The following is a 26,901-nucleotide window of genomic DNA, read 5'->3' on the forward strand; positions in this document are numbered from 1 at the left end:
GTGTTGAAGATGGGACTATTTAGTCGGTTAAAAAAAGCGTTTAGTTTACCAGAATCAGATGACGCTCAAACAACGTCAGCTGCCAGTGAAGCGCCAGCAACGACAAGTCAAGCTAACGCACCGGTCAGTGACGACCGGGCCCCTTCGTCACAACAGCCAGCTCGCTCGGAGGGCGCAACAACTGAATCAACTGCGACACCGGTGTCCAGTACAGCCGTAAGCGAAGCGACAAGCACTGCGGACGAACCAGCGACAGTAAAATCGGCAGCTACTAGTGAAGCCCCGGCCGATAGCACGGCGGCAGTGAGTGCACAGTCTGGTTCACAAGCATCACTGCAATCGGCGACGGTGTCGGAAGCGCCACTCACAGCCAGTGCAATGGTTGCCCAGTCACTAGCTGCATTAAGTGCGAGTGCGGCACAAGTTAGTCAAGCGGCCGCGAGCGACGTGGCGTTAGCGACTAAGTCTGATGCGGTAGTTGAAGGCAACGCTATGTCAGAATCAGTAGCCAGTACGGCGCCAGCAGTCAAGTCATCAGCGACGACTGCGACTGAATCCGCCGCACCGACTGTTAATGCGGCGGCTGATTCGGAATCGGCTGAGCCGGAGCCAACTGAGGCAGAACGTTATGATGAAGGACTGAAAAAGTCGCGGAAAACGTTTGGTGATCGTATCAATGCCTTCTTGGCTAATTTCCGCCATGTCGACGAAGCGTTCTTCGATGATTTGGAAGATACGCTGATTGAATCTGATGTGGGTTATGAGACCGCGATGCGAATTAGTGACGAGCTACGTGACGAAGTTAAATTAAAGAACGCGAAGAGCAAGAAAGAAATCTCAAGCGTCATCGTCGAAAAGCTCGTTGATATGTACGGTGAAGCTGGTGAAGGCGAGGATAACTCGATTCACATGGCTAAGAGTGGTCCAACCGTTATTTTATTTGTCGGGGTCAATGGTGCTGGTAAGACCACTACAATCGGTAAGATGGCGAACATGTACAAGCAGCAAGGCAAGAAGGTCTTGTTGGCGGCTTGTGATACGTTTAGAGCTGGTGCAATCCAGCAGTTGCAAGTCTGGGGGCAACGAGACGGGGTTGACGTGGTCGCTAAGGCCGAAAAAAGTGATCCAGCGGCCGTTTGCTTTGACGCGGTTAAGAAGGCTAAGGCCGAAGATTATGACGTGCTCTTTGTGGACACTGCTGGTCGGCTTCAAAACAAAGTCAACTTGATGAATGAATTGGAAAAGATCAAGCGGGTCATCACCCGTGAAATCCCTGATGCACCACATGAGGTCTTACTGGTGCTGGATGCCACGACTGGGCAAAACGCGCTGAACCAAGCCAAATTGTTTAAACAGTCGACGGATGTCAGTGGGATTGTGTTAACTAAACTTGATGGTACGGCACGTGGTGGGATCGTCTTAGCTATTCGTAATGAATTGCATCTTGCTGTAAAGTACGTTGGTTTAGGTGAAAAGGTGACTGATTTACGACCATTCAATGCCAATGACTTTGTCTACGGGTTATTTAAAGATATTATCACGGGTTAAATCAGTTGATGATGGTCTTAAATTGAAAGCCAGTTAACGAATGGTAATTGTTCTCAGCACGAGGACGATTACCATTTATTTTTACCACAAATAGCGACTGATAGTTGACGAATGGCGATAAAATCGGTACTCTTATTTAGTGTGTAGTCTGTATGATAAGCGTGAGGAGTCCCCACATGGAAATTGAAAAAAATTATCGAATCAATTCGTTATTCGAGTTTTATGAACCGTTATTAACGAATAAGCAAAAAGCCTATATTCAACTGTACTACGCTGATGACTATTCCTTAGGCGAGATTGCAGCGGAGTTCTCAGTTTCGCGCCAGGCCGTCTATGATAACATCAAGCGGACCGAAAAGATTTTAGAAGGTTATGAGGCTAAGCTGCATCTCTACCACGACTTTGTGGAACGTAATCACGAAGTTGACGCGATCTCTGACTATATTAAGCAAAATTACCATGGGGATACCCAGTTAATTAAGATGATTCAACAACTAGTCAACTTGGAAGCTGACTCAGAATAATAATAAAGGTTAGGTGACACTAATGGCATTTGAAGGCCTAACGGAACGTTTACAAAAAGCAATGACCAATTTACGGCGCAAGGGGAAGATTTCGGAAAGTGATCTTCGAGCAACCATGCGTGAAATTCGGTTAGCATTACTTGAAGCCGACGTTAACTTTACGGTGGTCAAGGATTTTGTTAAAACGGTTCGCGAACGTGCGCTCGGCGCAAAGGTGCTGGAAGGTTTAAATCCAGCCCAACAAATCGTTAAAATCGTTGATGAAGAATTAACGAAAACAATGGGTGAAAAGGCAGTTCCACTGAACAAATCGCCGAAGATTCCAACGGTCATCATGATGGCTGGGCTCCAAGGGGCCGGGAAAACGACGACGGTCGGAAAATTAGCCCTCAAATTAAAGAACGAACAGGATGCCCGACCATTAATGATTGCGGCCGACGTTTACCGGCCAGCCGCGATTGAACAATTGCAACAAGTTGGTCGCCAAATCGACGTTCCAGTCTTCCAACTAGGAACCGATGTCGATCCCGTTGAGATTGTGCGTCAAGGGATGGCACAGGCGCAAGAAAACCACAATGATTACGTGTTTATTGATACGGCTGGTCGGTTACAAATCGATGAGCAGTTGATGAACGAGTTGGCCAATATTAAAGATCTCGTTCATCCTGACGAAATTTTGTTAGTGATCGATGCGATGACTGGTCAAAACGCCGTTAATACGGCGGAGGGCTTTAACGATAAGCTGGATGTGACCGGGGTCGTCTTGACGAAGTTAGATGGTGATACTCGTGGTGGGGCTGCACTATCAATCCGGGCCGTCACTGGTAAGCCAATCAAGTTTGTCGGTCAAGGCGAAAAGATGACTGATCTTGATGTCTTCCATCCAGACCGGATGGCGGATCGGATTCTTGGTATGGGTGATATGCTGACGCTGATTGAAAAGGCGCAACAGCAATATGACGAAAAACAAGCCGAAGAAATGAACCTGAAGATTCAGGAAAACACTTTTGACTTCAATGACTTTATCGACCAATTAGACCAAGTTGACAAGATGGGGAACATGGAAGATATCATGAAGATGATTCCCGGCATGGCTAACAATCCAGCGATGAAAAATATCAACATGGACCCGAAAGACATTGCCCATATCCGGGCAATCGTTTATTCGATGACCAATGCCGAAAAAGCAGATCCGGATTTGTTGAACCCATCTCGGCGTCGACGGATTGCGGCTGGTTCCGGGCGGCCAATTCATGAAGTCAACCGGATGATCAAGCAATTCAACCAGACCAAAAAGATGATGAATCAAATGTCCAAAGGGAACTTTGCTGGTATGGAAGGTCTCATGGGTGGTGCCAATGGCGGTGGTGGTATCGGTGGTAAGATGCAACAAATGGCCATGAAGCGAATGGTTCGTCAAACTAAGAAGAAAAAACAAAAGCGCTTAGCCAAAGCAATGCGGCGTCGCAAACGCTAATTTATAAGTTTTTTTAGCCTGTCAAGAAAAAGTCCTTTACAAGCTATTGATTTACTGGTATATTATTACCTGTTAAAGAATTCGGGAGGTGTTTAAATGTCAGTCAAGATTCGTCTAAAGCGGATGGGTTCTAAGAAAAATCCATTTTACCGGATTGTTGTCGCAGATTCACGTTCACCACGTGATGGTCGTTTTATCGCCCAAGTCGGCACATACAACCCACTTACAGAACCAGCCCAAGTTAAACTTGAAGAGGAAGATATCCTCGGTTGGTTGAACAATGGTGCCCAACCTTCAGATACGGTTAAGAATATCTTATCTAAGGCCGGTATCATGAAGAAGTACCACGAAGCTAAGTTCACTAAATAATAAAGCGGTAATAGATCATGGCAGATATTAAAGCTTTAATCACCACGGTTGTCACCCCGTTAGTTCAATATCCAGACGATATTAAAGTTGATTTTAAGGAAACCACGCGTTATCTTGAATACAACTTAACGGTTAATCCCGAAGATATCGGCCGGGTCATTGGTCGGCAGGGACGGGTTGCTTCGGCAATTCGGACAATTGTGTATAGTGTCCGAGTTTCAGGACCTAAACGTGTCCGGCTTACGATCGAAGACGGACAACAAAAAAACTCTTGAGCGAAGCAGTGATGTTTTGTTTAAGAGTTTTTTTATATCTTGTTCCGGTTTTTGAGGACGAGTCAAAGTATCTCGATGACCGTCGTTGAGTAGATTAGTTGTAACATGTTGATGACATTTAAAACGAATAACAATCAAGCTAATTAAGAGGAGGAAGCTAATGGATTACTATCGTGTTGGCACCCTAGTTAACACCCACGGCATTCGTGGTGAAGTGAAAGTCGTTGTCGTGACTGATTTTCCAGAAGAACGCTTTAAAGTAGGGCAACAATTGAGTTTATTTAAAACCCCAGATGAAACGACTGGCGGGATTACTGTCAAAATCGCGAAGGCCCGTGAGCAAAAGGGACTGTACTTTCTTACCTTTGAAGGGCTCGATAACATCAATGATGTGGAGCGCTATAAGGGGTGGACGATCAAAGTTCCTGCTGAAGCATTACATGCCTTACCAGCGGGTGAGTACTACTATCACCAAATTGTCGGCCTACAAGTTGTGACGACCGCTGACGAGCCTTTAGGGACTATTAAAGAGATTCTGTCACCTGGTGCGAATGATGTTTGGGTGGTCAAACGGGATCATGGTCAGTCTGACGTCTTACTACCTAAGATTCCCCAGGTCATTAAAGATGTTGACTTGGATGCGGGCGTGGTGACTGTTGAACTAATGGAAGGGCTGATTGATTAATGCAAATCGATATTTTAAGCCTGTTTCCAGAGATGTTTGCGGGGCCGCTTCATGAGTCGATGATTGGCAATGCCATTGAAAATGACGTCATCAATGTTGATGTCACTAATTTTCGGGATTTTACGACCGACAAGCATAACCATGTGGATGATTATCCGTATGGTGGTGGTGCGGGCATGTTACTCCAACCACAACCAATTTTTGATGCTTTGGCCAGCGTTCAGGAAAAACACCCGGCACCCGGTCGCGTGATCTTATTGGATCCGGCGGGAGTCCAGTTCAATCAACACGTTGCTGAAGACTTTGCTCAGGAAGAACACTTGACCTTTATTTGCGGCCACTATGAGGGTTATGATGAGCGGATTCGGTCATTAGTCACCGATGAAGTCTCGCTAGGTGATTACGTTTTAACTGGTGGTGAACTGGGTGCAATGGTCATGATTGATGCGACGGTGCGGCTCTTACCAGGTGTGCTTGGCAATTCGGAATCGGCTCCGGGGGATTCTTTTTCGAGCGGTCTCCTGGAATACCCACAATATACGCGTCCTGCTGATTTTCGTGGTATGAAGGTACCAGATATCTTACTGAGTGGTGATCATGGAAAAATTGATGATTGGCGCTTAGAACAGGCACTGAAACGGACCTATGAACGGCGCCCGGACATGTTGACGGGGCTATCATTGTCAGGAAAAGCTAAACAGATGTTAGCAGATATCAAGGCGGATGAGTCGGAAGTCTAGGCTATGCCGTTAATTAGGACAAGTTAGTCGTGAAGAGTTCAAAAAAACTTGCGTGCCCACCCTCGAATATGGTATTCTATTTATTGGCTATTGTGCCCATTAACGATGTTCCGCTGACCAGGTTGTCACGAATGTCGGCGAAAGGAAGAAATACATTATGCGTCAAAACCAATTGATCGAAAAGATCACCAATGAACAACTTCGTACGGACATCCCTGATTTCCGTGCTGGAGACACAGTTCGTGTTCATGCACGAGTTGTTGAAGGTACTCGCGAACGGATCCAATTATTTGAAGGTGTTGTTATCAAGCGCCATGGTTCCGGTATCAGCGAAACTTATACTGTTCGTAAGATCAGTAACGGTGTTGGTGTGGAACGGACATTCCCATTACACACACCACGCGTTGCCGCAATTGATGTCGTTCGTCAAGGTCGTGTACGTCGTGCCAAGTTATACTACTTACGTAACTTACATGGTAAGGCTGCTCGGATCCCAGAACGTCGTCGTGGCTAAATCACAACGTCAACAGTCATCGGTTGCAGCTTAGGCTGAGCTGATGATGGAAAGCTAGTTAATCATTTTTAATGATTAGCTAGCTTTTTTTATTGGCGAAGTTAGTGACACGCTCAATCGTCAAATCATCGACCAATTTAGGTCGGTTCACAATGTGAGCATGCTGTGCTTGGATTTATAATTTAACAATCTTACGAGATAGCTCGTAATTCCTAATTTGAAGTATTATGATAGTAATACGAGTACGCAATGCTTCTTGGGATGCGTCAATTAGCTGAATATGAATCACTTGATATCAGACTAAACTGATTTATTTGAACAGGGTTGTCGCGTACCTGACGTGTATAACTAGTGCTAAGCTGGCGGCCGGGTTAACTAAACGGGAGATTGCTCAAAGCGAGCACGATAAAATAAAAGAGAGTTAGGTGAAAGCCGATGTTTGGACGTACGGGGAAACATCAGGTCGATGAACAGGCGTTATTGAGTCAATTGGTTGACTTCGTTCTCGACCCTAATCTTACCGACCGTGAACGTAAGATCGGGTTGATGGCCAAAGCCGATTTGGAGCATCATCGCTATTCAATTGCTGTGTTAAATAAATTAGTGGTCAGTTTTCAAATGGAGGCGCTACGCAACAAGGGCCTCTCGAAGGCTGCTTCAAACTTTTATGATCAGATTTATCCAATATTAGTCGCGGCCAAACCAATGGGAACGAATTTAGGCTATATTGGGATGCATAGTACCTATTTAGATTAGGGTGTGTCAGTGATGAAGTTACTAGCGAAACCAGACCGTCTCCAGTCGGCTGACGATGGTTTTTGAACGTAAGCGGCCGGGCGTCATCGGAAGTGTATTGATAACAGCTTAAATGAGAACATCGTGCGGCATGTCCGTGCCCCTTTGAATGAAACCCATTCAGAGGGGCTTTTTGGTGTGGAAAAACAGTTCATGATCTGCGCGTCTTAACAATATTAGGTGATGTGGTTGGCGGGCGATAAAAATTGTTTGGTGCTGCTAAATAGCTGGTAAACGATTTCAGCCGTAGAACAAATGCTATACATTGTTTGATAAGTACCGAACTGGGATGCGGATGAGCCAGATTCAAAATAAGTGTGTCAATATGTTGGTTATATCAGTATTTTAATGCAGTGTTATAGCGTGAACTGATACTACAATTAAATAATCTCAAAAATAATTTCGTCTATTTTTTGTTATGCACTTGTTATTTCAACTTATTTGAACGTATACTAATGATTGAAGGGGTCAATTAGGTGATAGTTTGATGATTAACACAATCGTTTCGGCACGGTACGAAACGCACCAAATATTACTCAGCTAAATAACTTGATTGCTCCAGGTACGGTTGAACTTTGGAGGGCAGAATTATGCGGAATCGTTTAAATAGGTTGGGATTGGAAAGTAAGTCTCATTATAAGCTTTATAAATCGGGGCGGCGCTGGGTGGCTGCTAGTATCACAGTATTTTCAGTTGGCATCGGTTTGACTTTTAGCCAAGTTGAACAAGTGAAAGCCGCAACGGGTACGGGGGTTGACACGGCCGACAATAGCGCTAGCGTTAGTTCCGACATGGCAGAACCGAGCAATGCCGTCGTACTAAAATCAGCTAGTACGGCGACAGCTACTAAGACCGCGACTCAGGATGCAAAAGCTGCTACTGATGTAACGGCCGCGACTCAGGATACTAAAGCGACTACTGATTCAACTGGGGCAACTTCAGCTTCCAGTAATCGCCAGTCGACAGCAGCTACGAAGCCAGCTGCCGAAGTCGGTACTGCTTCAAGTAGCGCTGACTCAAGTGCTAGCATATCAAGTACTGATGGCGCAAGTGCTAGTGCACCAAGTGTCACCAGTAAATCTACTAACACGGAAGCCACATCAGCATCCGCAACTAAAACGGCTACTACGAGTGCTGACACAGATGTGCTAAACACTGAGACGACAAGTTCATCAGTGGCAAATGATCTCACTGATGCTACGACAGCTAGCCAAACGCGTACGGAAACTGGGAAAACAGCCAGCATACCTACTGCTGAAGCACCGACCATTACGACTGCAGTGACAAGTCGGGCACTCCCATTGACGGGTGCGCTAGCGAGCAGGTCAGCAAACACGCCGGTCACTAAGTCTGCAGTACAGGCGGTTTCAGCTATCACCAGTGAAGCTGAAACGAAGCCGACCGTATCGTTAGTAACTACGGGGACCGTGTCGATGGACTATGGCGAGGCGTCGCTGGCGGATCTAGAATCTCATATTAGTTCTCCAGATGAGACGCCGGCTAACGACGTCGCCTACTACATTCAAGATGCAGCGGGCAATTACTTAGAAGATGTAAACGGCAACAAGGTCAATTTGCTATATGCACTTTTTCTGGACTCTGCTGATGTCAATGATTACGTTGATGTTGTGTATACGGATGAACATGGGCAGGTCACGAAATATTCCGGAGATACGGACTTTTCAACGCTCGACCAAATTGGTAGTTACTCAGTGACGATCAATGCAGCGGGTAAAGCTGGGATGAGCCGGGTTATGCAAGACTATAATGCTTACGATACCTCGACCAGTGATTTGGATGACTTTGTCCCAACCTTTTCGACTGGGGCCTCCGATTATACCTTTACAATTAACATTGTCCCTGTAAAAATCACAGCCACCACTGGTAAGAATGGGCTAATTATACTTCGGCCTTCACAGTTGTATACGGGATCATTGACAATGTTGCCGGTAGTCACCGTTAAAAATGCAACAAAGCAAAATATCCTTCAAATTAGTAACGGCGAAATCGGCGATGCTAAACCAGGCGTAGCCGGCAAGGTCGGTCAACGTGTTTTAACGTTGGCAGATTTTACTTATACGTATCAAGGCACCGAAACTAACTTGACCGGTGCGGACACTGGCAAATATGCAATCACCCTTAATGACGCTGGTCGGAAGGCAGTTCAAGCTGCGCTGGGGTCGAATTATATTCTGGATGATGCGGCCGTTTTCACCACGACTGGTGCGGTGCAGGCTGCTGGTCTCGAGTTAAAGATAGCTAGTGGTACAGTGACCTATAATGGCAAGCCTCAGGGGACATCCGTAACGACTGGAACCGTGTATGATCATTTTGACTTTACCACGACGACTGACACGAACGTCGGTACCTATGACGACCTGACATACGCGTTAGCGGATCCCACGCAAGCGGCGATTTTGGCTAAAAACTATACCGTTACCACGACGGATGGGACGTTGGTGATCACGCCAGCAGATCTGACAGTCACGGTCAAGGATGATAATGCAGTTTATGACGGCCGATCACATGGCACGACTGCCACTGTTACTAGCGGGACCAATTATGATCAGTTAGTATTTACCGCAGTTGCAGCAGATGGCAGTGGTGCGACGACTTATACTACGGTCGGCACTTATGCAATGACTGGGACTACGGCAGCCGATACCAGTAATTATAAAATTTCGTATGTCAATGGAACGCTGACAATTGATCCAGCCAAAGCAACAATTACGATTCCCAACAAGATTTATTGGTCGGATGGGACGCAAAAGAATTTGGCGGCGGTGGTTACTGGGACAGTTAATGGTGAGACCTTAAAGTATCGTGTGACCAACGGCATGAGTGCGGTTGGAACTAAGACAATTACGGCCACTCCTGATGCTGATGATTCGGTGAATAAAAACTATACCATTTCAGTCATTCCTGGCACCTTGACAATTGGTGATATTGCGGTTAAGTACCTCTACGAACATGTAGATGCTAATGGTGAGACTCAGGTAGATGCTTCGGAAACTGGTACGGCGACACATGCTACGGACGCAACGGCCACGGACTATTTGACCTACACGACGGCAGCCAAACCCAAGACGGGCTATGTGTTAGCACCCAATACTGGACTAGCCTATAATGGCACGTTAACTGATCAGGGCGGTACCGTGACGTATCGTTATTTGGCCAAGACTGAAACGGCGATCGTAACGTATTTTGACCAAACTGATAACAAGGTTATTAAGACGGAACCCTTACAAGGAGCGTACGGGACAACGGATGCGTATCGGACGGCTGATACGATTGCCGCGTATGAGAATGCGGGCTACGACCTGGTCGATGATGACTATCCAACAGCCGGGGGAGTCTATGACCAGGACGGCATTGTTCAAAAGTACCAGGTTACACTTGTTCATAAATTTGTAACACGCACGCCAGATAATCCGGGTACGCCAGGCGAGCCGATCGACCCCGATAATCCAAACGGACCCACATATCCAGTGGGGACTGACTTTGAGGATTTAACTGAGCAAGTCAGTCGAACGATTCAGTATTTATACAAGGATGGTCGCACTGCTAAACCGGACAATGTTCAAGCGGTTAATTTTGGTCGTAACGTCACGGTGGATGAAGTTAATGGCACAGTCGTCTACACAGATTGGTTGACTGATGATGGGGCCGTGACTGGTCGTTTTGAGGCTGTTGATTCACCTTTGATTACTGGTTATACGGCTGATTCAACCAGTATTGCCGGCAATCCCGCCGTTGTATGGCAGGATGATGACACGACGATTCCTGTGACGTATACCGTGAACAAAGAGTATGCGACGGTCACGTATTTTGACCAAACTGATAACAAGGTCATTAAGACGGAACCCTTACAAGGAGCGTACGGGACAACGGATGCGTATCGGACAGCTGATACGATTGCCGCATATGAGAATGCGGGCTATCAATTGTACCGTGATGACTATCCAACAGCCGGGGTAGTCTATGACCAAGACGGCAGTGTTCAAAAGTACCAGGTTACACTTGTTCATAAATTTGTAACACGCACGCCAGATAATCCGGGTACGCCAGGCGAGCCGATCGACCCCGATAATCCAAACGGACCCACATATCCAGTGGGGACTGACTTTGAGGATTTAACTGAGCAAGTCAGTCAAACCATTCAGTATTTATACAAGGATGGTCGCACTGCTAAACCGAACAATGTTCAAGCGGTTAATTTTAGTCGTAACGTCACGGTGGATGAAGTTAATGGCACAGTCGTCTACACGGATTGGTTGACTGATGATGGGACCATGACTGGTCGTTTTGAGGCTGTTGATTCACCTTCGATTACTGGTTATACGGCTGACCCAACCAGTGTTGCGGGTCGTGATACGGTGAGTGGGACGGATCTCAGTCCAGATGTACAAGTTTATTATCAGGCTAATCCTGAAAAAGCCACGGTGACCTATGAAGATATGACAACGGGAGCGGTGCTGACGACAGATCCGATAACTGGTGATTATCAGACCGTCTCGAATTATCGGACAGCAGATCGAATCGCTCAGTACCTTAATATGGGCTATGAACTGGTCAGTGATGATTATCCAACATCCGGTGCTGTGTTTGATAAAGACGGAAGTACTCAGGCTTATACTGTCAAATTGCAACATAAACTCCTGCCGCTCACCCCAGAGAACCCGGGTACGCCAGGCGAGCCGATCGACCCTGATAATCCAAACGGACCCACATATCCAGCGGGTACGGCTGTGCAAGACTTGATTAAGCAAGTTGATCAAACCATTCACTATCAGTATCAGGATAAAAGTACTGCTGCCGACGCTAATACGCAAACAATCACTTTCAAGCGCAGCGTGACGGTCGATGAGGTTAACAATAAGCTAACTTATACCGATTGGTTGACTGGTACGGCAACGACTGGTCGTTACATGCCAGTCGATTCACCGGAAATTAAAGGCTATGTTGCTGATTCAACGCGTATTGCGGGTAATGACGAGGTGCACAATGCGGATGCTGACACGAACATCGTGGTCACGTATCAGGCTAAGCCAGAGAACGCCACGGTCACGTATGTAGACGTCACTACGGGTAAAACGCTCGCTATAAAAAGCTTGACTGGTGACTATCAGACTACGTCCAGTTACCGGACGGCTGAAACGATTGCGAGCTATGTCAAGAATGGCTATCAACTCGTACGTGATAACTATCCCACTTCAGGGGCGGTGTTCGACGTCGATAATTTTGCCAAAACTTATACCGTGACACTGAAGCATAAGTTAGCCACGGTTACACCAGAGAATCCGGGTACGCCGGGCCAACCAATTGATCCAGACAATCCAGACGGACCGAAATATCCAGTAGGAACGACCGCTCAAGATCTGACGAAACAAGTCAGTCAAACGATTAAGTATCGGTATCAAAATGGCGCTTCGGCTGGCACTGATAACGTTCAACTAATAACGTTTAATCGGGATGCCACGATTGATGAAGTTGATCCTACCGCAGTTTATACTGATTGGTTGAATGGCACTTCAGCTAGCGGTCGTTATACCACCGTGATGTCACCCGTCATTACTGGCTATACGGCTGATAAAACACAGGTTGCTGGTCGTGATTCAGTTGCTAATACAGATTCAGACACACAGGTGGTCGTCACCTATGCGGCCAAACCTGAAAAAGCAACGGTCACTTATGTGGATGTCACGGCGGGTAAAACGCTCGCTACGGCCAATTTGACTGGTGACTATCGGACACAATCCAATTATCGGACCGCTGAAACCATTGCAGGTTATGTTAAAAACGGTTATGAACTGGTACGTGATAATTATCCCGTATCGGGGATGCTGTTCGATGTCGATGATTTTGCTAAAACTTATACCGTGACACTGAAGCATAAGTTAGTCACGGTTACACCAGGTAATCCGGGTACGCCGGGCCAACCAATTGATCCAGACAATCCAGACGGACCGAAGTATCCAGTAGGAACGACCGCCCAAGATCTGACGAAACAAGTCAGTCAAACGATTAAGTATCGGTATCAAAATGGGGCTTCGGCTGGCACTGACAGCGTTCAACTGATTACGTTTAATCGGGATGCCACGATTGATGAAGTTGAGCCTACCGTAGTTTATACTGATTGGCTGGATGGGACTTCAGCTACTGGTCGTTATACCACCGTGACGTCACCCGTTATTATTGGCTATACGGCTGACCGGGCGCGGGTCACGGGAAACGATGCAGTAACTAGTGCGGCGCAACCGACCAACATTATTGTGACGTATGCGCTTAACGCAGAAAAGGCGACGGTCACCTATGTTGATGTCACCACGGATAAAACGCTCGCGACCGTCAGTTTGACTGGCGATTATCAGACATCATCCGATTACCGCACGGCTAACACAATTGCTGATTACAGTAATCAGGGCTACGTGCTTGTCCGCGATAGCTATCCAGTTTCAGGAGCTATTTTCAATGATGATGGTGTTGTTCACAGCTATCTGGTTCAGCTTGCACATGTGACAACTGCGACAACCGAGACCAAGACGATCACGCAAACCGTACATTATCAGAGTACGACTGGCACGCAGTTGCACGATGATACGGTCAGAGCGATGACATTCACTCGTACTAAACGGGTTGATCAGGTCACCGGGGACGTAACGTATAGCAATTGGTCGACTAATCAGGCGGATCACACTTTTGAGCGCGTCGCGGCGTTCAGTATTCCGGGCTATCATGCGGTGGTAACGGGTACTCAGGCAGTCATGGTTACGCCAGCTAGCGTGGATGATGTTCAAACGATTCGTTACGTTACCGATAGGCTTTCAACCGGTGAGACACCAAAAACACCAGTGAAGACGGTGACAGTTAATAAGTCGGATAAAATTAAGACGACTGACACGCCAGATAAAGTCGCAACGGTCAAGACGCCGGATAAGGCTCAGACCGTCGCAACAACAACTGCTAAACAAGCTAGCGTCAAGCGGTCAGTGGATCTCAAACAAGCACAGGCTGTTGAACAGCCTGCTCAGACACGACCAGCCAATGTAAAAACGGTTAAACTGGCGAAGACGACTAAATCCGTTAAGCCAACCGCGGCTCATCAATCAGCCACCCACAAACAAGCGACTTTACCGCAAACCAATGATGATCGGCAAGCTAGTGTTGCGGCGGAACTACTTGGTTTGACTGCAGCAACCTTACTAGTTGGTGTGAGTGCAATTTTGAAGAAACGTCATAATTAGCCGTTAAATGGAGGCGTTAATATGACTACTTTAATCGATATCACGGGTCAGAAGTTTGGCCGCTTAACAGTCATTAGACGTTGTGGAACTGCCAAAAATGGCAATGCCCTCTGGTTGTGTCAGTGTCGCTGTGGCAATCAGACCAAAGCTGATTCGTACGCGTTGCGGCATGGGCGAGCAAGAAGCTGTGGGTGTTTGACACGAGAAAGTCGGTCGCAGTTAATTCGACGTAATCCCAAAACGGCTGCCAGTATGGGGCGGTTAAGCAATCTGAAAATTCATGATCATCACACTGATTTACCGTCAAAGATTATGTCTAAGCGTAATAAGAGTGGTGTCATCGGTGTCAGCTGGGATAGCAATACTCAGAAATGGGTGGCGACATTTTTCTACAAGGGGCGCTACCTGTTACACAAACCGTTTCAGCACTTTGAGGACGCTGTTCTTGCCCGCCAGGCGATGGAAAACCGTTATTTAAATAACAAAGTGTAAATTAAAGTTCTTCCTTGAGAGGGCCTGATGCCTTGTCAGAGAAGAACTTTTTGGCGTTACAGCAACGGTACCAGCTTCTTAATTGGACTTAGTGGAGTTCTTTCAGAATTGTAAGTAACAAAAAGGCCTAACATGGGAATGCCAGCGGATAAATTGTGCTTGATTTATGGCGATGAAAATTCCTAAATGATTTGCTTGTATATGACAATTATTAAAAATAAGACGGTCCCTGATCGAACTAGAATCATAAGTATCTTGGGGGCAGGTGATTTAACGGTTCTTGGTTGCAATATGTTTTTAATCAACAGTCTGATGAAACTTGCCCTAGAAGTTGAGGTTAACTGATGCTTCTGGATCGGTGAAATCGTTAGTTTCATGATGGAACTAGTCATTGGCGACAGAAGCGTTAATCAATGAGCAACGTACCGCTCCGGTTTCGAATTTTCAGACGATTCCGGTATAATAAACCGTAACTGATGACTAGGGGGATAATCACATGATTGAAATTCACGAATTAACAAAACGTTATGGGGATAAGACAGCATTGAATCAGCTTACTTTAACCATCGCATCAGGACAAATCTTCGGTTTGCTGGGCCACAATGGGGCGGGTAAATCAACGACGATCAAAAACTTAGTCAGTATCATTAAACCGACGAGTGGCACGGTTACGGTCGATGGCTTAGACCTTGAACAGCAACGACAAGCCGTCAAAGAAAAGATCTCTTACGTACCGGACACACCCGATATTTTTCTTCAACTTTCGGCGATGGAATATTGGGACTTGATAGCTGCCGCTTACCAGCAATCAGAGGAAGCCGTTCAGCAACGGCGACAGCAGCTGGTGTCACTGTTCGATATGACTGAACACGTTGACGAACCCATGGCTAGTTATTCACACGGGATGCGGCAAAAAGCCATTTTGATTGGGGCGTTGCTTCCCGATCCAGATATTTGGATTTTAGACGAGCCGCTGCAAGGGTTAGACCCCCAAGCTGCTTTTGATTTAAAAAATTTGATGAAGGCCCATGCTGCCAAAGGCAAGACGGTCATTTTTTCCACCCACAATCTGGATACGGCGCAGCAGTTATGTGACCGATTAGCAATTTTGAAGCAGGGGCAATTGATTTATACCGGTTCGGTTGAACAATTACTAGCTCAACATCCGCAACAATCACTTGAGGCGATATATTTACAAATGGCCGGGCGGTTGACGGATGATCACCTTGTCGATGCGCTGGAGGGTGAGCATGATGCATAAAAGTCAGTTGCGTGTTTTGTTGGCTGTTAATCTCAGGTTGTTGAATCCGCAACTAACGGATCGGCTACGTAAAAAGGGCGCTTCGGGGCCAGCCTTGAGTAAGAAGCTAATGCGGCAATTTTACTTGAATGCTTTGATGTTTCTTGGCATTTATGGCTTGACGATGTTGGCCTTTGATTTTAGCAAGTTGCCAGGCATGTTTACGTTCTATGTGGCGTTATTTATCTTATTGGGAATTTCACAGAGTATCTCGGGTATTTATAACGTCTTTTTTGCCGGCAATGATCTTGTTGAATACTTACCGTTACCTTTCCGCAATCAAGAAATTTTTATGAGTAAGATTTTGGTCGTGATATTCAACACGGTACCCTTTACCATTCCGTTACTCTTAATTTTTATCATGACCGCAACACGGGCAGGAATCTTTGTGGTGTTAGGCGTGCTGATGGCCGTCTTGATGTATGGCCTAATACTGAGTCTGTTACTATGCTTGTGCGCCCTAATAGTTTTTGGCTTAACCAAGCTAACCGTGTTTCGCGCCCATCAAAAAATGGTGATGAACGTCATGTTAGGCCTTAACGCTGTCTTAGTGCTAGTCGGGCTCTACTTCATGAATCGCGGCTCATCATCTGACACCGGAACGCAGGTTGACCGCGCAGCATTACCCCTATTGATACCGATTTTTAAAGTTTTCACGACGCCGTTGACAATGACGAGTTTGCTAACCTGGGCGAGTTTAATTGTCATCTCGCTGATTTTATTCGCACTGACAGGACGGTTTGTTTTGACCCACTTAGCGGAACAGCTTACGCAAGTCAATTCAGTGTTAGTGGCAACACCACCGCGTCGACATTCACGACAACATAACCGCAATAAAATTTTGCGTACCTACCAGTTTCAGTTACTGAAAGAACCCAGTTTAGCCTTACAATTATTCACAGATTCAATCCTGCTGCCATTGATTTTAGTCGGGACCGTTTTCTTTTCGGGGACCGCTCCTAATTTTAGTCGGCTATCGCTGAACTGGCTCGGTGTCTGGTTTGTCAGTGGGATGGCCGGTGCGATCGTCAATGTTAATCAAACCTCATTAGTCGGTAATCTCATTTCACTTGATAAAATGAACTTTGACTTTGTGCGTGCACTGCCAATCCCAATGTCCCGTTACTTACGACAAAAGTTTTACTTGGGTTATTGGTTCCAGATCATGATTAATGGCGTGATGGTTCTAGTGGTGGGTATCGCTGGGCGAGCACCATTAGCCCTAGATTTGGCTCTAATATTGGGCGCTGCTTGGGGGACGTACCTAGCTGCCCAACATTACTTTAAGCGTGATTATCAGCTACGGCTGACGAATTGGACTAATGTGACCCAATTGTTTAATCGGGGCGGCGGTAATCTTGGTTTGATGCTTAACTTGTTGGCCTGCAGTATTGTGGGTGTGCTGACAATTGTGATCTATAGTGTGCTGATTCAGCTGTTCGCGGCGGCAGCTATGCTGATTAATATCATTGTATTAGTTGGCGTCGGAATTATTTCTGCTGGTTTGGTCTGGCATTACTACAAGACTTTTTGGCAGCAACTTGACTAATAAGTGTTAATTTCACAGTCACATAATATTAAATTAAGATAAAAGTGTTGACAAATTGCTCATTGAGTTTTAATGTTAATGACAACTTAATATTCGTCCATGAAACCGATGAAGTGGAGATCAAGATAATGATGCCCGTAAAGAGAGTCGCCGTTGCTGAGAGTGCGATCGAACGCAAATTATTAAATGGACCACTGAGGGCGCGACTAACGAACAGCTTTGTTCTACTACCTCGCGACGATAGGGAGCCGTCAATTCCCGGGAATGTGTTTGCATTTCGCTAAGCTGGGACCCAAGTCTAACCTGAATGGGGTAATTTGGTGTCCAACCAAGGTGGTACCGCGGAAAAATCCGTCCTTGACTGTCATTAGTCATGGACGGATTTTTTTGATAGGGGGCAGTTCAATGCAGCAACGATGGCAATTAACCACAACTCAAGTAAAACTATCTTATTAATGAGGAGTGGTTCAATATGAATCCAACATTACCAACCTTGATTCCTTATCAGGATCGTTATCCCTACGTACCAGTGATGGTCAAACGACCACTCGCCACATTTGACCCCATTGCGGTTGCTAAAATTGTCCACCAGATGGGGAACGGTTTCGCGCTGACGATTGATCGGCACCAACGATATAGCTATTTTAGTTTTAAACCACAGCGAAGTCTCACGGGCCGGCAACTAGCCAAGCACAAACGACCAGCTAATGAGACACTCCAAGCCATTCTAAACCAATATCGAACACCACGAATTCAAGGATTACCACCATTTACGGGGGGCTTGATAGGGTACTTCGGCTATGAGTATGTTCAACAATTTGTACCCAAGTTGCATTTGAAATCACCAGCAACCGCAGATCTCGATGACTTAGGTTTATTCTTAGTTACGAGTGTGCTCGTCTATGATCATCGACATCATGAGCTTGGGTTGACACAGCTGATTCCAACTGCGGATTTAGCGGCAACTTACGCCGTGACTCAAACGGCTCTAACGCAACAGTTAGCCGCCATTATTGAACAATTGCAGCAATCAATAGCTTTGCCACCATTTGACTTGCAGCAACCATTACACATGCAACTGGACCAAGCGACCTATGCGCGTCAGGTTGACCGAATTCGCCAACACATCTACGCTGGTGATATTTTCCAAATGATATATGCTAATCCATGTTTGGGGACCATGAGCGGGTCATTGCTGGCAGTTTATCAGCAACTTCAAAAAACAGCGGCCCCGTATACCTGTTATTTTAAACAGGCTAATTTCGAAATGACGGTGGCCTCACCAGAAACGTTAGTGACGAAGGATGGGGAACAAATCGCGACGTATCCATTGGCCGGGACGAGACGCCGTGGTCGAACACCTGCCGAGGATCAGCAGTTGGCTCATGAATTACAAACCAGCCCTAAAGAGATTGCCGAGCACAATATGTTAGTTGATTTGGGACGTAACGATTTAGGACAAGTTGCAAAGTTTAAAAGTGTCCGGGTGACTAATTTACGGCGATTAATTCGTTATTCGCAAGTCATGCACTTAGGGTCTCGGGTGGCCGCAGAAGTGGCGCCGACTACTACAGCACTCCAAGTGCTTGCCGCTACTTTTCCAGCTGGGACGTTAGCTGGCGCGCCTAAGATTGAAGCAATGACCCTGATTAATCATTATGAGCAGGTGCCGCGGGGTGTTTATGGTGGTTGTTTTGGTTACTTGGATTGTAACGGTAATTTGGACATGGCGATTGGCATCCGGCTGGCCTACCGGATGAATGAACGGTTAGTGATTCCAGCGGGTGCGGGCATTGTTGCTGACAGTATCGGCGCTCAAGAATTTAAGGAGTGCCAGAATAAACAACGAGTGATCGTTAATGCAGTACAAGACGCGAAAGGACGAGTTAAAGATGGAATTATTAATTGATAACTATGACAGTTTTACTTATAACTTGTATCAACTAATTGGTCGTCTGACGCCCGATGTACGGGTCATTAAAAATGACGATTTGACGGTTGCTGCAATCAAGGCATTACAACCTGACCATATCATTTTATCACCAGGGCCGGGGACGCCAGCCCACACGGGAGTTAGTCCACAAGTCGTGCAACAATTAGCTGGTCAGGTCCCCATATTGGGGATTTGTATGGGATTAGAAGTGATGGTCACCGCTTTTGGCGGTTCGCTGCAAGGCGCCCAGCATTTAGTTCACGGGCAAGCCACGTTAATGCACGTGCAGCCGTCATCACTATTTAAAGATTGTCCGATGCAGTTCATGGCAGCGCGCTACCACTCGTTGGTAGCTGATGCGGGCCGTTTGCCCGTTAACTTTCGAATCATTGGGACAAGCGATGATCAGGAAATCATGGCAGTGGAAGATGTGGGCCGTCAGCTGTACGGCGTTCAATTTCATCCAGAATCAATCATGACGCCAGCCGCCGTTGGTGAGCAACTGATCCGTAATTTTTTAGCACTTAAACATTAAGCAGACGAGAGTGGAGGAATACTTATGATTGAAACAGCGATTGCACAACTCACTAACCAAGAAAATCTAGACTTTACAATGAGCCAACAAGTCATTACGGAAATTATGAAAGGTCAGGCCACCGACGCACAGATTGGGAGCTTTTTGACCGCCTTAGCCATCAAAAAGGCAACTATCGATGAAATTGCTGGTGCAGCAACTGCGATGCGTTCCCAGGCGTTACCTTTTAAAGTTAAACGGCCCACGCTAGAAATCGTTGGGACGGGCGGTGACCGGTCGAATTCGTTTAATATTTCGACGACCACTGCGCTAGTGGTCGCCGCTGCGGGTGTACCAGTGACCAAGCACGGCAATCGTGCGGCGTCGTCCAAGAGTGGTGCGGCGGATGTTTTAGAAGCACTCGGTATCAAAATCGATCTAACACCTGCTCAGAGTCTAGCATTGCTAGAGCGGACCAATTTTGCCTTTATGTATGCGCGCGAATATCATCAGGCGATGCGATTCGTCGCCCCGGCCCGGCAACAAATCAAGATTCCAACCATTTTTAATATACTGGGTCCCTTAGCCAATCCAGCTCATGCTGAGATGCAACTACTAGGGGTATATCGGCAAGCTTTGATGGCCCCATTAGCCGAAGTGTTGACGCGTTTAGGTGTTAAACATGCCATGGTCGTGCATAGCCGGGACGGCTTAGATGAAATTTCAGCGGCAGCCCCTACGGATGTGATCGTAATTAATCATGGGCAGCAAGTAACGCGAACCCTGACGCCTGAACAGTTTGGACTGACGCGTTGTGACCATGCGGCTCTTATTGGTGGTAGTGCCCAAGTTAATGCCGCCATCACGCGAGCAGTACTCGCTGGAGAACCGGGGGCCCCTCGTGACGTGGTGTTGATGAATGCCGCCGCGGCGTTGCATATTGCCAAGCCACAGTTGGATCTAGCGGCCGCTTTTGAGTTGGCCCAGCAAACAATCGATCAAGGAGCGGCCGCGGCTAAGTTGGCCCAATTAATTCAGAGTAGTCAGGCGGTGATGGCCTCATGATTTTAGATCAACTCGTCCAGGCGAGTCAGCAACGGGTTCAGAAGGTACCAGTTAGGGAGCGTGTGAAGCGCATTCAACAAGCTCGAAAAATGACCACCCCCGTTTTATCATTTGAAGCAATGCTGGCCCAGCCGGGCTTACAGCTTATTGGTGAAGTTAAGCGGGCGTCACCTTCTAAGGGGCTGATTGCGGCTGAGTTTGACTATTTACAGATTGCGCAAGACTATGTTGCTGCTGGGATCGATGCCATCTCAGTGTTGACCGAACCCCGGTATTTTAAAGGACAGTTGTCTTACTTACAAGCCATTGCGCAAACGGTCTCGGTACCCACATTACGTAAAGATTTTATTGTAGCTGCTAGTCAGATTGCGAGTGCTCGTATTGCTGGTGCTAGTGCGGTTTTATTGATTGTTGCTATTTTAACACCGGTTCAACTGCAGGCTTTCATTACGTTGGCTCATGAGCTGAATTTAAGTGCGCTAGTTGAAGTCCATACAACGGCTGAGATTAAGCAAGCGGTGGCGGCTGGGGCCCGGATTATTGGCATTAATAATCGGAATTTGAAAGATTTCAGTGTCAATTTTGCAACGAGTCGCCAGTTGCGGCAAGCGGTTCCGGCTGAGTGTTATGTGATTGCCGAGTCTGGCATTCAAACGTCGACGCAAGTACAAACGTTGGCGGCCGCCGACTTTGACGCTATTTTAGTCGGCGAAACGTTGATGCGTGCGCCAGATAAGCAGCAAGCTGTCAGACAACTGCGGGCGGGGGTGCGTGGATGACACAAATTAAAATTTGCGGTTTGATGCAACCAGCGGATGTCGTGATGGTTAATCAAGCGCTCCCAGACGCAATTGGGATGGTATTTGCCCCCGGTCGACGACGACGGATTACGATGGCGACCGCGCGCCAACTGTCACAGCAATTAGATCCGCGTATCCGGCGTGTTGGCGTGTTTACAACTAATCAATTATCGGAAATTTTAGCTCTCGTGCAACAGCACATTATTCAGGTGGTCCAGCTACACGCTACCGTCGATGATCCTCGGATTGCGTCCTTAATGGCCGCCCATGTGCCGGTGATTCAAGCGATGACGCCAGCGAATGCTACGCAATGTCAAGCGGATTACTTATTATTGGATAATGCCCGTCCAGGTAGTGGACAGGTGTTGGATTGGAATCAATTACAATCACAGCGTCCCGTCCGGCCGTTTATCTTGGCTGGTGGTTTAACACCGACGAATATCGTAACGGCAATCAACAAGGTGTGCCCGGCAATGGTCGATGTGGCTAGTGGCGTCGAGACGGCGGGCAATAAAGACCGTGAAAAAATCAATCTGATGGTCCAACGGGCGCACCAAACGGGCGTGTCAACACCATTATTAACAGAAATTAGGAGGAATTAGTATGATTAAAAATCAATCACAGGCGGGGCGTTACGGCGACTTTGGTGGTCAGTACGTTCCAGAAACATTAATGACCGAGCTACAGCGGTTGGATCGCGCCTTTCAACATTACCGACAGGACGCGCAGTTTCAAGAAGAGTTGACTGACTTGTTGAATAACTATGCGAACCGGCCATCGTTGTTGTACCATGCACAACGATTATCAGATCAATTAGGTGGTGCTCAGATTTATTTTAAACGTGAGGACTTGAACCATACGGGTGCGCACAAGATTAACAATGTCTTGGGGCAGGCACTGTTGGCAAAGAAGATGGGCAAAAAGCGATTGATTGCTGAAACTGGGGCTGGACAGCACGGGGTCGCAACTGCAACTATTGCTGCTTTGTTCGGGATGGAATGCGACGTCTTTATGGGTAAGAAAGACACGGATCGTCAAGCATTGAATGTTTACCGGATGCAACTATTAGGGGCCAAGGTCCACCCGGTCACGACTGGTTCAATGGTGCTAAAGGATGCGATCAATGCGGCCTTACAAGAGTGGACGCGGCGCTGTGATGATACAGCTTATATCATGGGCTCTGCAACGGGACCACACCCATTTCCAATGATGGTACATGAATTTCAAAGTGTCATCAGTGTAGAAGCCCGACAGCAGATCCTGGACCAAACAGGTCATTTGCCGGATGCCGTCGTGGCTTGTGTTGGGGGCGGCAGTAACGCCATTGGAAGTTTTGCGGCTTTTCTTGATGATACGTCAGTTGAGCTGATTGGCTGTGAGGCAGCGGGTAAGGGTGTTCAAACGCCGTTGACGGCTGCGACGATTGAACGTGGTCGGACTGGTATCTTCCATGGCATGAAGTCACTCTTTTTACAAGATAAAGCCGGACAAATTGCCCCGGTCTATTCAATCTCGGCTGGGCTGGATTACCCGGGCGTCGGACCGGAACATGCCTACCTGGCTGCGAGTGGCCGGGCGCAATATGTGGGGATCACCGATGACCAAGCAGTACAAGCATTTGAACTGATTGCTAAGGTCGAAGGGGTGATCTGTGCGATTGAGAGTGCCCATGCAGTCGCCTACGTACAACAATTAGCACCAACGATGCGACGTGACCAAACTATTATTTGTACGTTATCCGGTCGTGGAGATAAAGATGTGGCGGCAATTGCAAAGTATCGAGGGGTGACAATTGATGACTGATTTAACAACAATTTTTAAAAATCATAAGGCGTTTATTGCTTTTGTAGTGGCCGGTGATCCTAATTTTGAAGCGACAGTTGACCAAGTTGTTGCGTTAGCAGAAGCGGGTTGTGATCTCGTTGAGATTGGCATTCCGTTCTCAGACCCTGTGGCTGATGGTCCCGAAATTCAGGCCGCTGATCTCCGTGCGTTTGACCAACACATCACACCCCAACGCGTTTTTGAATTGGTGGTGGCAATTCGAGAGAAGACAACTATTCCACTCGTGTTTTTAACCTATGCGAACATTGTTTATCAGTTTGGTTATGCTGCCTTTGCCCAGCAGTGTCAAAGTTTGAATGTCGCAGGCTTGATTATTCCCGACATGCCACTAGAAGCCTCTGGTGAACTTCGACCAACCTTAGACCACTATGGTATTGCTTTGATTCCATTGATTGCGCCAACGAGTGATGATGCACGCATCGCAGCGATTGCCCAGCAGGCGCGGGGCTTCATTTATGTCGTATCATCACTAGGTGTCACGGGGACCCGGCGACACATCACGACTGATTTAGCAACACTGGTGGCGAAGATTCGCCATGCGACTACGTTACCTGTCGCAATTGGTTTTGGTATCCATGAGCCAGCTCAGGCCCAGGCCATGGCACAAATTGCGGACGGGGTCATCGTTGGTAGTGCAGTCGTGCATTTGATTGCGACGCACCAACCAGCGACAGCAGTCTTAAGGGACTATACGCGACGGATGCGGCGCGCATTGGATGGTCGCACGGCTGATACAGTTGACTGATCTTATTTGTTACGATGTTGTTGTGCCGGGCTACTTCGATTAAATGCTGGGAAACGCTCGGATAATGTGCTAGTCTAAAAACAGCTTACTGCTTTGTGGGCGTCGTTAATAATAGTTGACGCTAACCAAGCCAGTTAAATTAATTTACGGAGGGGTCAACATGGCGGATGTACTGATTATTATTGATATGCAAGTTGGTGTCTGTCGCGGGTCCCAACCGGTTACCAATTTGGCAACCGTGATTGCGGGTATTCAACAACGCATTACGAGTTATCGGGCTCAAAATAAGCCAATCGTGTTTGTGCAACATCACGATGCTGACTTAGTCACTGGTTCTGCCGATTGGCAGATGATACCAGAGTTGCCAATTGAAGCAACCGATATTGTGGTCCAGAAAACGCACGCCAACGCTTTTTATCACACGGATTTACAAGCCCAATTGACGGTGATTGGATGTCAAACACTTGAAATCTGTGGTGCGCAAGTCGAGTTTTGTGTGGATACGACGGTTAAAATGGCTCATGGGTTAGGCTACCACCTCGAAATGGTTCGGGGGCTGACGACAACGACGGCCAATTCCATGATGAGTGCGCAACAAACGATTGATTTTTATCAAGATCGGATTTGGAACCACCGTTTCTTGACGTTGGTAACAGCATCGGGCCGTATTGACGATTTGTTAGAAAAGACGGGTGATTAGTTGAAAGCATTATTTTTTAATGATTTTGGCGATGCGTCGGTCCTACAGTACGGTGAGGTGGCGGACCCAATCGTTACTGCAAATACTGTATTGGTTAAAACAACGTATATCGGGCTCAACTTTGCCGACATTTATCGTCGTCGTGGTACCTATCATTTGGAAAAGCATCAACCGTACATTGATGGTTATGAAGGCGTGGGAACGGTTGTGGCAGTTGGTAAGCAAGTGGCGAATTTTAAACGCGGTGATCGGGTGTTATTCGTTGACGTGCCGTTTGCCAACGCTAGCCTTGTCGCGGTTCCAGCTGATCAGGCGATTAAAGTACCACGGGCAATCAATGATCAGCAGGTCGCTAGCATTGGATTGCAGGGCATGACTGCGGAGTTCTTAGTCCATGACTTGGCACAAAACCAACCGCACGATCGAGTCTTGATTCATGGCATCAGCGGTGGTGTTGGGCAGCTATTAACGCAACTGCTCGTGGCCAATGAGGTGGCTGTTTATGGTGTGGCGTCAACACCGGCGAAAGCTGAATTGGCCTATCAAGCTGGCGCAACCACCGTTTTTATGCGCCATGATCCTTGGGACACGACCCATCATAATTTTTTTGATACGGTATTTGATGGGGTCGGTAAGACACTACCAGTTAGTCTGGCGACTACCAAGCACCGTGGGCGGGTCATTTTTTATGGCATGGCAGCTGGCAATCCACCAGTAATTGATCCAGTCAAGCTAATGTCCGAATCCAAGAGTTTGATGACTGGTGATTTATGGGATTATTTGGACAGCGCGGCTGCTCGTCAGTGCCGTGCCAATCAATTGTTTGATGATGTGCTCACGCATCGCGTGACGATACGACCAGCGACAGTCTATTCATTAGCAGAAGGAGCCGCTGCGCACCGGGCCCTTGAGACCGGGCAAGTTGCTGGCAAGATTTTATTGCGCCCATGAAGTACTTGAATCGTATTTGAAATTAACTGGTTTAATCGAATATCACCAAACGGCATCGGGCAGTTTTTCCGATGCCGTTTTTGTGGTGGATTAGTAGTGCAGGCTGAATCGAGCGCCAGTTAGTCAATTCAACAATTGAATTATTAAAATTCCCAGTCATGACCACGGACTGTTACACTAAGTGCTAAATCGGTCAAATGGAAGTGTGATGGTCATGATTCAATTAGTACGTTATTCGACGACACGGGGAGCACTGAAGCAAATACAACAGTATCAACTGGTTAATGTGATGTACACGGCGACGCCACAACAAGTTATTCGTGCTTGCAAATCTGATTTAGAACGAACGGCCGTTATGATTATGAATGGCAACCAATTAGTGGGCTTTTTCTGTTTGCATGTTGGTCAAGGACCGCTCAGTTACGGTGAAACGGAAGTGAATACGATTTTGTTGCGAGCTTTATCTGTTGATGATCGCTTTAAGCATCAGCGGGTTGCGTCTGACGCGCTTGCCGAATTACCACGTTATCTTGCCAGTCATTATCCGATGATTCAAACAATATTATTAGCGGTCAATCATGCCAATCATGTGGCGCAACATTTATACCTGACCCATGGTTTCACTGATACGCATCGCCGCATAGATGGTCGATTGGGGCGTCAATTTATTTATGAACGCCCAGTCCATTGTCCCATGGATTTAAATTTTGATTGAAATTTGCTTAGTTAGTTCAGTCAATCTAGTATTTGGAATCTTATCGGAACTAGGTGCGATACTTTAGAATCGTTTGTGTCGTTGCGAATGAGATTAGATTTAAACGAAATCTGATTGAACG

The 26,901-nt window shown here is 46.9% G+C and carries 23 protein-coding genes; all 23 read left to right on the plus strand.

Translation table 11 applies throughout. From position 1 onward, the window contains the following. Window positions 1–9 precede the first annotated feature (9 nt). The 23 genes from ftsY (at window position 10) to E5260_RS07150 (ending at window position 26,780) form a co-directional block, all read left to right on the plus strand. Complete coding sequence (gene ftsY, locus E5260_RS07040; protein WP_003640379.1) at window positions 10–1,548, plus strand: signal recognition particle-docking protein FtsY; 1,539 nt, start codon at window positions 10–12, stop codon at window positions 1,546–1,548. Between the two features lie 176 nt (window positions 1,549–1,724). Beyond that, complete coding sequence (locus E5260_RS07045) at window positions 1,725–2,072, plus strand: putative DNA-binding protein (protein ID WP_003640380.1); 348 nt, start codon at window positions 1,725–1,727, stop codon at window positions 2,070–2,072. Between the two features lie 22 nt (window positions 2,073–2,094). Further along, window positions 2,095–3,549, plus strand: a complete 1,455-nt coding sequence (gene ffh / locus E5260_RS07050) for a signal recognition particle protein (protein WP_003640381.1) — start codon at window positions 2,095–2,097, stop codon at window positions 3,547–3,549. Between the two features lie 96 nt (window positions 3,550–3,645). Next, entirely contained in the window at window positions 3,646–3,918 is a 273-nt protein-coding gene (gene rpsP / locus E5260_RS07055) for a 30S ribosomal protein S16 (RefSeq protein WP_003638633.1), read from the plus strand. A gap of 17 nt (window positions 3,919–3,935) precedes the next feature. Beyond that, a complete protein-coding gene (locus tag E5260_RS07060) occupies window positions 3,936–4,193 on the plus strand; it encodes a KH domain-containing protein (RefSeq protein ID WP_003640382.1) in 258 nt (85 codons plus the stop codon). 160 nt (window positions 4,194–4,353) lie between these two features. Continuing rightward, the gene (rimM, locus tag E5260_RS07065; protein ID WP_003640383.1) at window positions 4,354–4,878 is read left to right on the plus strand and encodes a ribosome maturation factor RimM; all 525 of its coding nucleotides are present in this window, start codon (window positions 4,354–4,356) and stop codon (window positions 4,876–4,878) included. Next, window positions 4,878–5,618, plus strand: coding sequence for a tRNA (guanosine(37)-N1)-methyltransferase TrmD (gene trmD, locus E5260_RS07070; protein ID WP_003640384.1), 741 nt, complete (start codon window positions 4,878–4,880; stop codon window positions 5,616–5,618). Before rimM ends, trmD begins: the two co-directional genes overlap by 1 nt. 157 nt (window positions 5,619–5,775) lie before the next feature. Then, on the plus strand, window positions 5,776–6,132 hold the full coding sequence (gene rplS / locus E5260_RS07075; protein ID WP_003640385.1) for a 50S ribosomal protein L19: 357 nt from the start codon (window positions 5,776–5,778) through the stop codon (window positions 6,130–6,132). Window positions 6,133–6,567: 435 nt separating this feature from the next. Then, window positions 6,568–6,888, plus strand: coding sequence for a bacteriocin immunity protein (locus E5260_RS07080; protein WP_003640386.1), 321 nt, complete (start codon window positions 6,568–6,570; stop codon window positions 6,886–6,888). Window positions 6,889–7,517: 629 nt separating this feature from the next. Then, the gene (locus E5260_RS07085) at window positions 7,518–14,171 is read left to right on the plus strand and encodes a mucin-binding protein (RefSeq protein WP_003640387.1); all 6,654 of its coding nucleotides are present in this window, start codon (window positions 7,518–7,520) and stop codon (window positions 14,169–14,171) included. Between the two features lie 21 nt (window positions 14,172–14,192). Then, window positions 14,193–14,663: an alcohol dehydrogenase gene (locus E5260_RS07090; protein WP_003640388.1), complete on the plus strand. Its 471-nt coding sequence runs from the start codon at window positions 14,193–14,195 to the stop codon at window positions 14,661–14,663. A gap of 496 nt (window positions 14,664–15,159) precedes the next feature. Next, on the plus strand, window positions 15,160–15,924 hold the full coding sequence (locus E5260_RS07095; protein WP_003640390.1) for an ABC transporter ATP-binding protein: 765 nt from the start codon (window positions 15,160–15,162) through the stop codon (window positions 15,922–15,924). Next, window positions 15,917–17,512: a hypothetical protein gene (locus E5260_RS07100; protein WP_022638009.1), complete on the plus strand. Its 1,596-nt coding sequence runs from the start codon at window positions 15,917–15,919 to the stop codon at window positions 17,510–17,512. Before E5260_RS07095 ends, E5260_RS07100 begins: the two co-directional genes overlap by 8 nt. Before the next feature lie 472 nt (window positions 17,513–17,984). Beyond that, complete coding sequence (locus E5260_RS07105; RefSeq protein WP_003640392.1) at window positions 17,985–19,421, plus strand: anthranilate synthase component I family protein; 1,437 nt, start codon at window positions 17,985–17,987, stop codon at window positions 19,419–19,421. Beyond that, window positions 19,405–19,980 (plus strand): anthranilate synthase component II, encoded by a 576-nt coding sequence (locus E5260_RS07110; protein ID WP_003640393.1) that lies wholly within the window; start codon window positions 19,405–19,407, stop codon window positions 19,978–19,980. The genes E5260_RS07105 and E5260_RS07110 overlap by 17 nt, the downstream gene beginning before the upstream one ends. Before the next feature lie 24 nt (window positions 19,981–20,004). Then, the gene (gene trpD, locus E5260_RS07115) at window positions 20,005–21,024 is read left to right on the plus strand and encodes an anthranilate phosphoribosyltransferase (protein WP_003640394.1); all 1,020 of its coding nucleotides are present in this window, start codon (window positions 20,005–20,007) and stop codon (window positions 21,022–21,024) included. Next, complete coding sequence (gene trpC, locus E5260_RS07120; RefSeq protein ID WP_003640395.1) at window positions 21,021–21,803, plus strand: indole-3-glycerol phosphate synthase TrpC; 783 nt, start codon at window positions 21,021–21,023, stop codon at window positions 21,801–21,803. Before trpD ends, trpC begins: the two co-directional genes overlap by 4 nt. Then, the gene (locus E5260_RS07125) at window positions 21,800–22,426 is read left to right on the plus strand and encodes a phosphoribosylanthranilate isomerase (protein ID WP_003640396.1); all 627 of its coding nucleotides are present in this window, start codon (window positions 21,800–21,802) and stop codon (window positions 22,424–22,426) included. Before trpC ends, E5260_RS07125 begins: the two co-directional genes overlap by 4 nt. Window position 22,427: 1 nt before the next feature. Further along, on the plus strand, window positions 22,428–23,627 hold the full coding sequence (trpB, locus tag E5260_RS07130) for a tryptophan synthase subunit beta (protein ID WP_003640397.1): 1,200 nt from the start codon (window positions 22,428–22,430) through the stop codon (window positions 23,625–23,627). Next, a complete protein-coding gene (gene trpA / locus E5260_RS07135; RefSeq protein ID WP_003640398.1) occupies window positions 23,620–24,414 on the plus strand; it encodes a tryptophan synthase subunit alpha in 795 nt (264 codons plus the stop codon). Before trpB ends, trpA begins: the two co-directional genes overlap by 8 nt. A 160-nt stretch (window positions 24,415–24,574) precedes the next feature. Beyond that, window positions 24,575–25,114, plus strand: coding sequence for a cysteine hydrolase family protein (locus E5260_RS07140; RefSeq protein WP_003640399.1), 540 nt, complete (start codon window positions 24,575–24,577; stop codon window positions 25,112–25,114). After that, complete coding sequence (locus E5260_RS07145; protein WP_003640400.1) at window positions 25,115–26,065, plus strand: alcohol dehydrogenase catalytic domain-containing protein; 951 nt, start codon at window positions 25,115–25,117, stop codon at window positions 26,063–26,065. 214 nt (window positions 26,066–26,279) lie between these two features. Continuing rightward, window positions 26,280–26,780 carry a GNAT family N-acetyltransferase gene (locus E5260_RS07150; RefSeq protein WP_003644329.1) on the plus strand — a complete coding sequence of 167 codons (501 nt, stop codon included), beginning with the start codon at window positions 26,280–26,282 and terminating at the stop codon, window positions 26,778–26,780. Window positions 26,781–26,901 lie beyond the last annotated feature (121 nt).

Source organism: Lactiplantibacillus plantarum, from assembly GCF_014131735.1.
GTDB classification, from domain to species: Bacteria; Bacillota; Bacilli; order Lactobacillales; family Lactobacillaceae; genus Lactiplantibacillus; species Lactiplantibacillus plantarum.

What these genes read in the sequence shown, in the direction of transcription:
- ftsY (WP_003640379.1), top strand. Translation starts at nt 10, where the DNA reads ATGGGACTATTTAGTCGGTTAAAAAAAGCGTTTAGTTTACCAGAATCA.
- E5260_RS07045 (WP_003640380.1), top strand. Translation starts at nt 1,725, where the DNA reads ATGGAAATTGAAAAAAATTATCGAATCAATTCGTTATTCGAGTTTTAT.
- ffh (WP_003640381.1), top strand. Translation starts at nt 2,095, where the DNA reads ATGGCATTTGAAGGCCTAACGGAACGTTTACAAAAAGCAATGACCAAT.
- rpsP (WP_003638633.1), top strand. Translation starts at nt 3,646, where the DNA reads ATGTCAGTCAAGATTCGTCTAAAGCGGATGGGTTCTAAGAAAAATCCA.
- E5260_RS07060 (WP_003640382.1), top strand. Translation starts at nt 3,936, where the DNA reads ATGGCAGATATTAAAGCTTTAATCACCACGGTTGTCACCCCGTTAGTT.
- rimM (WP_003640383.1), top strand. Translation starts at nt 4,354, where the DNA reads ATGGATTACTATCGTGTTGGCACCCTAGTTAACACCCACGGCATTCGT.
- trmD (WP_003640384.1), top strand. Translation starts at nt 4,878, where the DNA reads ATGCAAATCGATATTTTAAGCCTGTTTCCAGAGATGTTTGCGGGGCCG.
- rplS (WP_003640385.1), top strand. Translation starts at nt 5,776, where the DNA reads ATGCGTCAAAACCAATTGATCGAAAAGATCACCAATGAACAACTTCGT.
- E5260_RS07080 (WP_003640386.1), top strand. Translation starts at nt 6,568, where the DNA reads ATGTTTGGACGTACGGGGAAACATCAGGTCGATGAACAGGCGTTATTG.
- E5260_RS07085 (WP_003640387.1), top strand. Translation starts at nt 7,518, where the DNA reads ATGCGGAATCGTTTAAATAGGTTGGGATTGGAAAGTAAGTCTCATTAT.
- E5260_RS07090 (WP_003640388.1), top strand. Translation starts at nt 14,193, where the DNA reads ATGACTACTTTAATCGATATCACGGGTCAGAAGTTTGGCCGCTTAACA.
- E5260_RS07095 (WP_003640390.1), top strand. Translation starts at nt 15,160, where the DNA reads ATGATTGAAATTCACGAATTAACAAAACGTTATGGGGATAAGACAGCA.
- E5260_RS07100 (WP_022638009.1), top strand. Translation starts at nt 15,917, where the DNA reads ATGCATAAAAGTCAGTTGCGTGTTTTGTTGGCTGTTAATCTCAGGTTG.
- E5260_RS07105 (WP_003640392.1), top strand. Translation starts at nt 17,985, where the DNA reads ATGAATCCAACATTACCAACCTTGATTCCTTATCAGGATCGTTATCCC.
- E5260_RS07110 (WP_003640393.1), top strand. Translation starts at nt 19,405, where the DNA reads ATGGAATTATTAATTGATAACTATGACAGTTTTACTTATAACTTGTAT.
- trpD (WP_003640394.1), top strand. Translation starts at nt 20,005, where the DNA reads ATGATTGAAACAGCGATTGCACAACTCACTAACCAAGAAAATCTAGAC.
- trpC (WP_003640395.1), top strand. Translation starts at nt 21,021, where the DNA reads ATGATTTTAGATCAACTCGTCCAGGCGAGTCAGCAACGGGTTCAGAAG.
- E5260_RS07125 (WP_003640396.1), top strand. Translation starts at nt 21,800, where the DNA reads ATGACACAAATTAAAATTTGCGGTTTGATGCAACCAGCGGATGTCGTG.
- trpB (WP_003640397.1), top strand. Translation starts at nt 22,428, where the DNA reads ATGATTAAAAATCAATCACAGGCGGGGCGTTACGGCGACTTTGGTGGT.
- trpA (WP_003640398.1), top strand. Translation starts at nt 23,620, where the DNA reads ATGACTGATTTAACAACAATTTTTAAAAATCATAAGGCGTTTATTGCT.
- E5260_RS07140 (WP_003640399.1), top strand. Translation starts at nt 24,575, where the DNA reads ATGGCGGATGTACTGATTATTATTGATATGCAAGTTGGTGTCTGTCGC.
- E5260_RS07150 (WP_003644329.1), top strand. Translation starts at nt 26,280, where the DNA reads ATGATTCAATTAGTACGTTATTCGACGACACGGGGAGCACTGAAGCAA.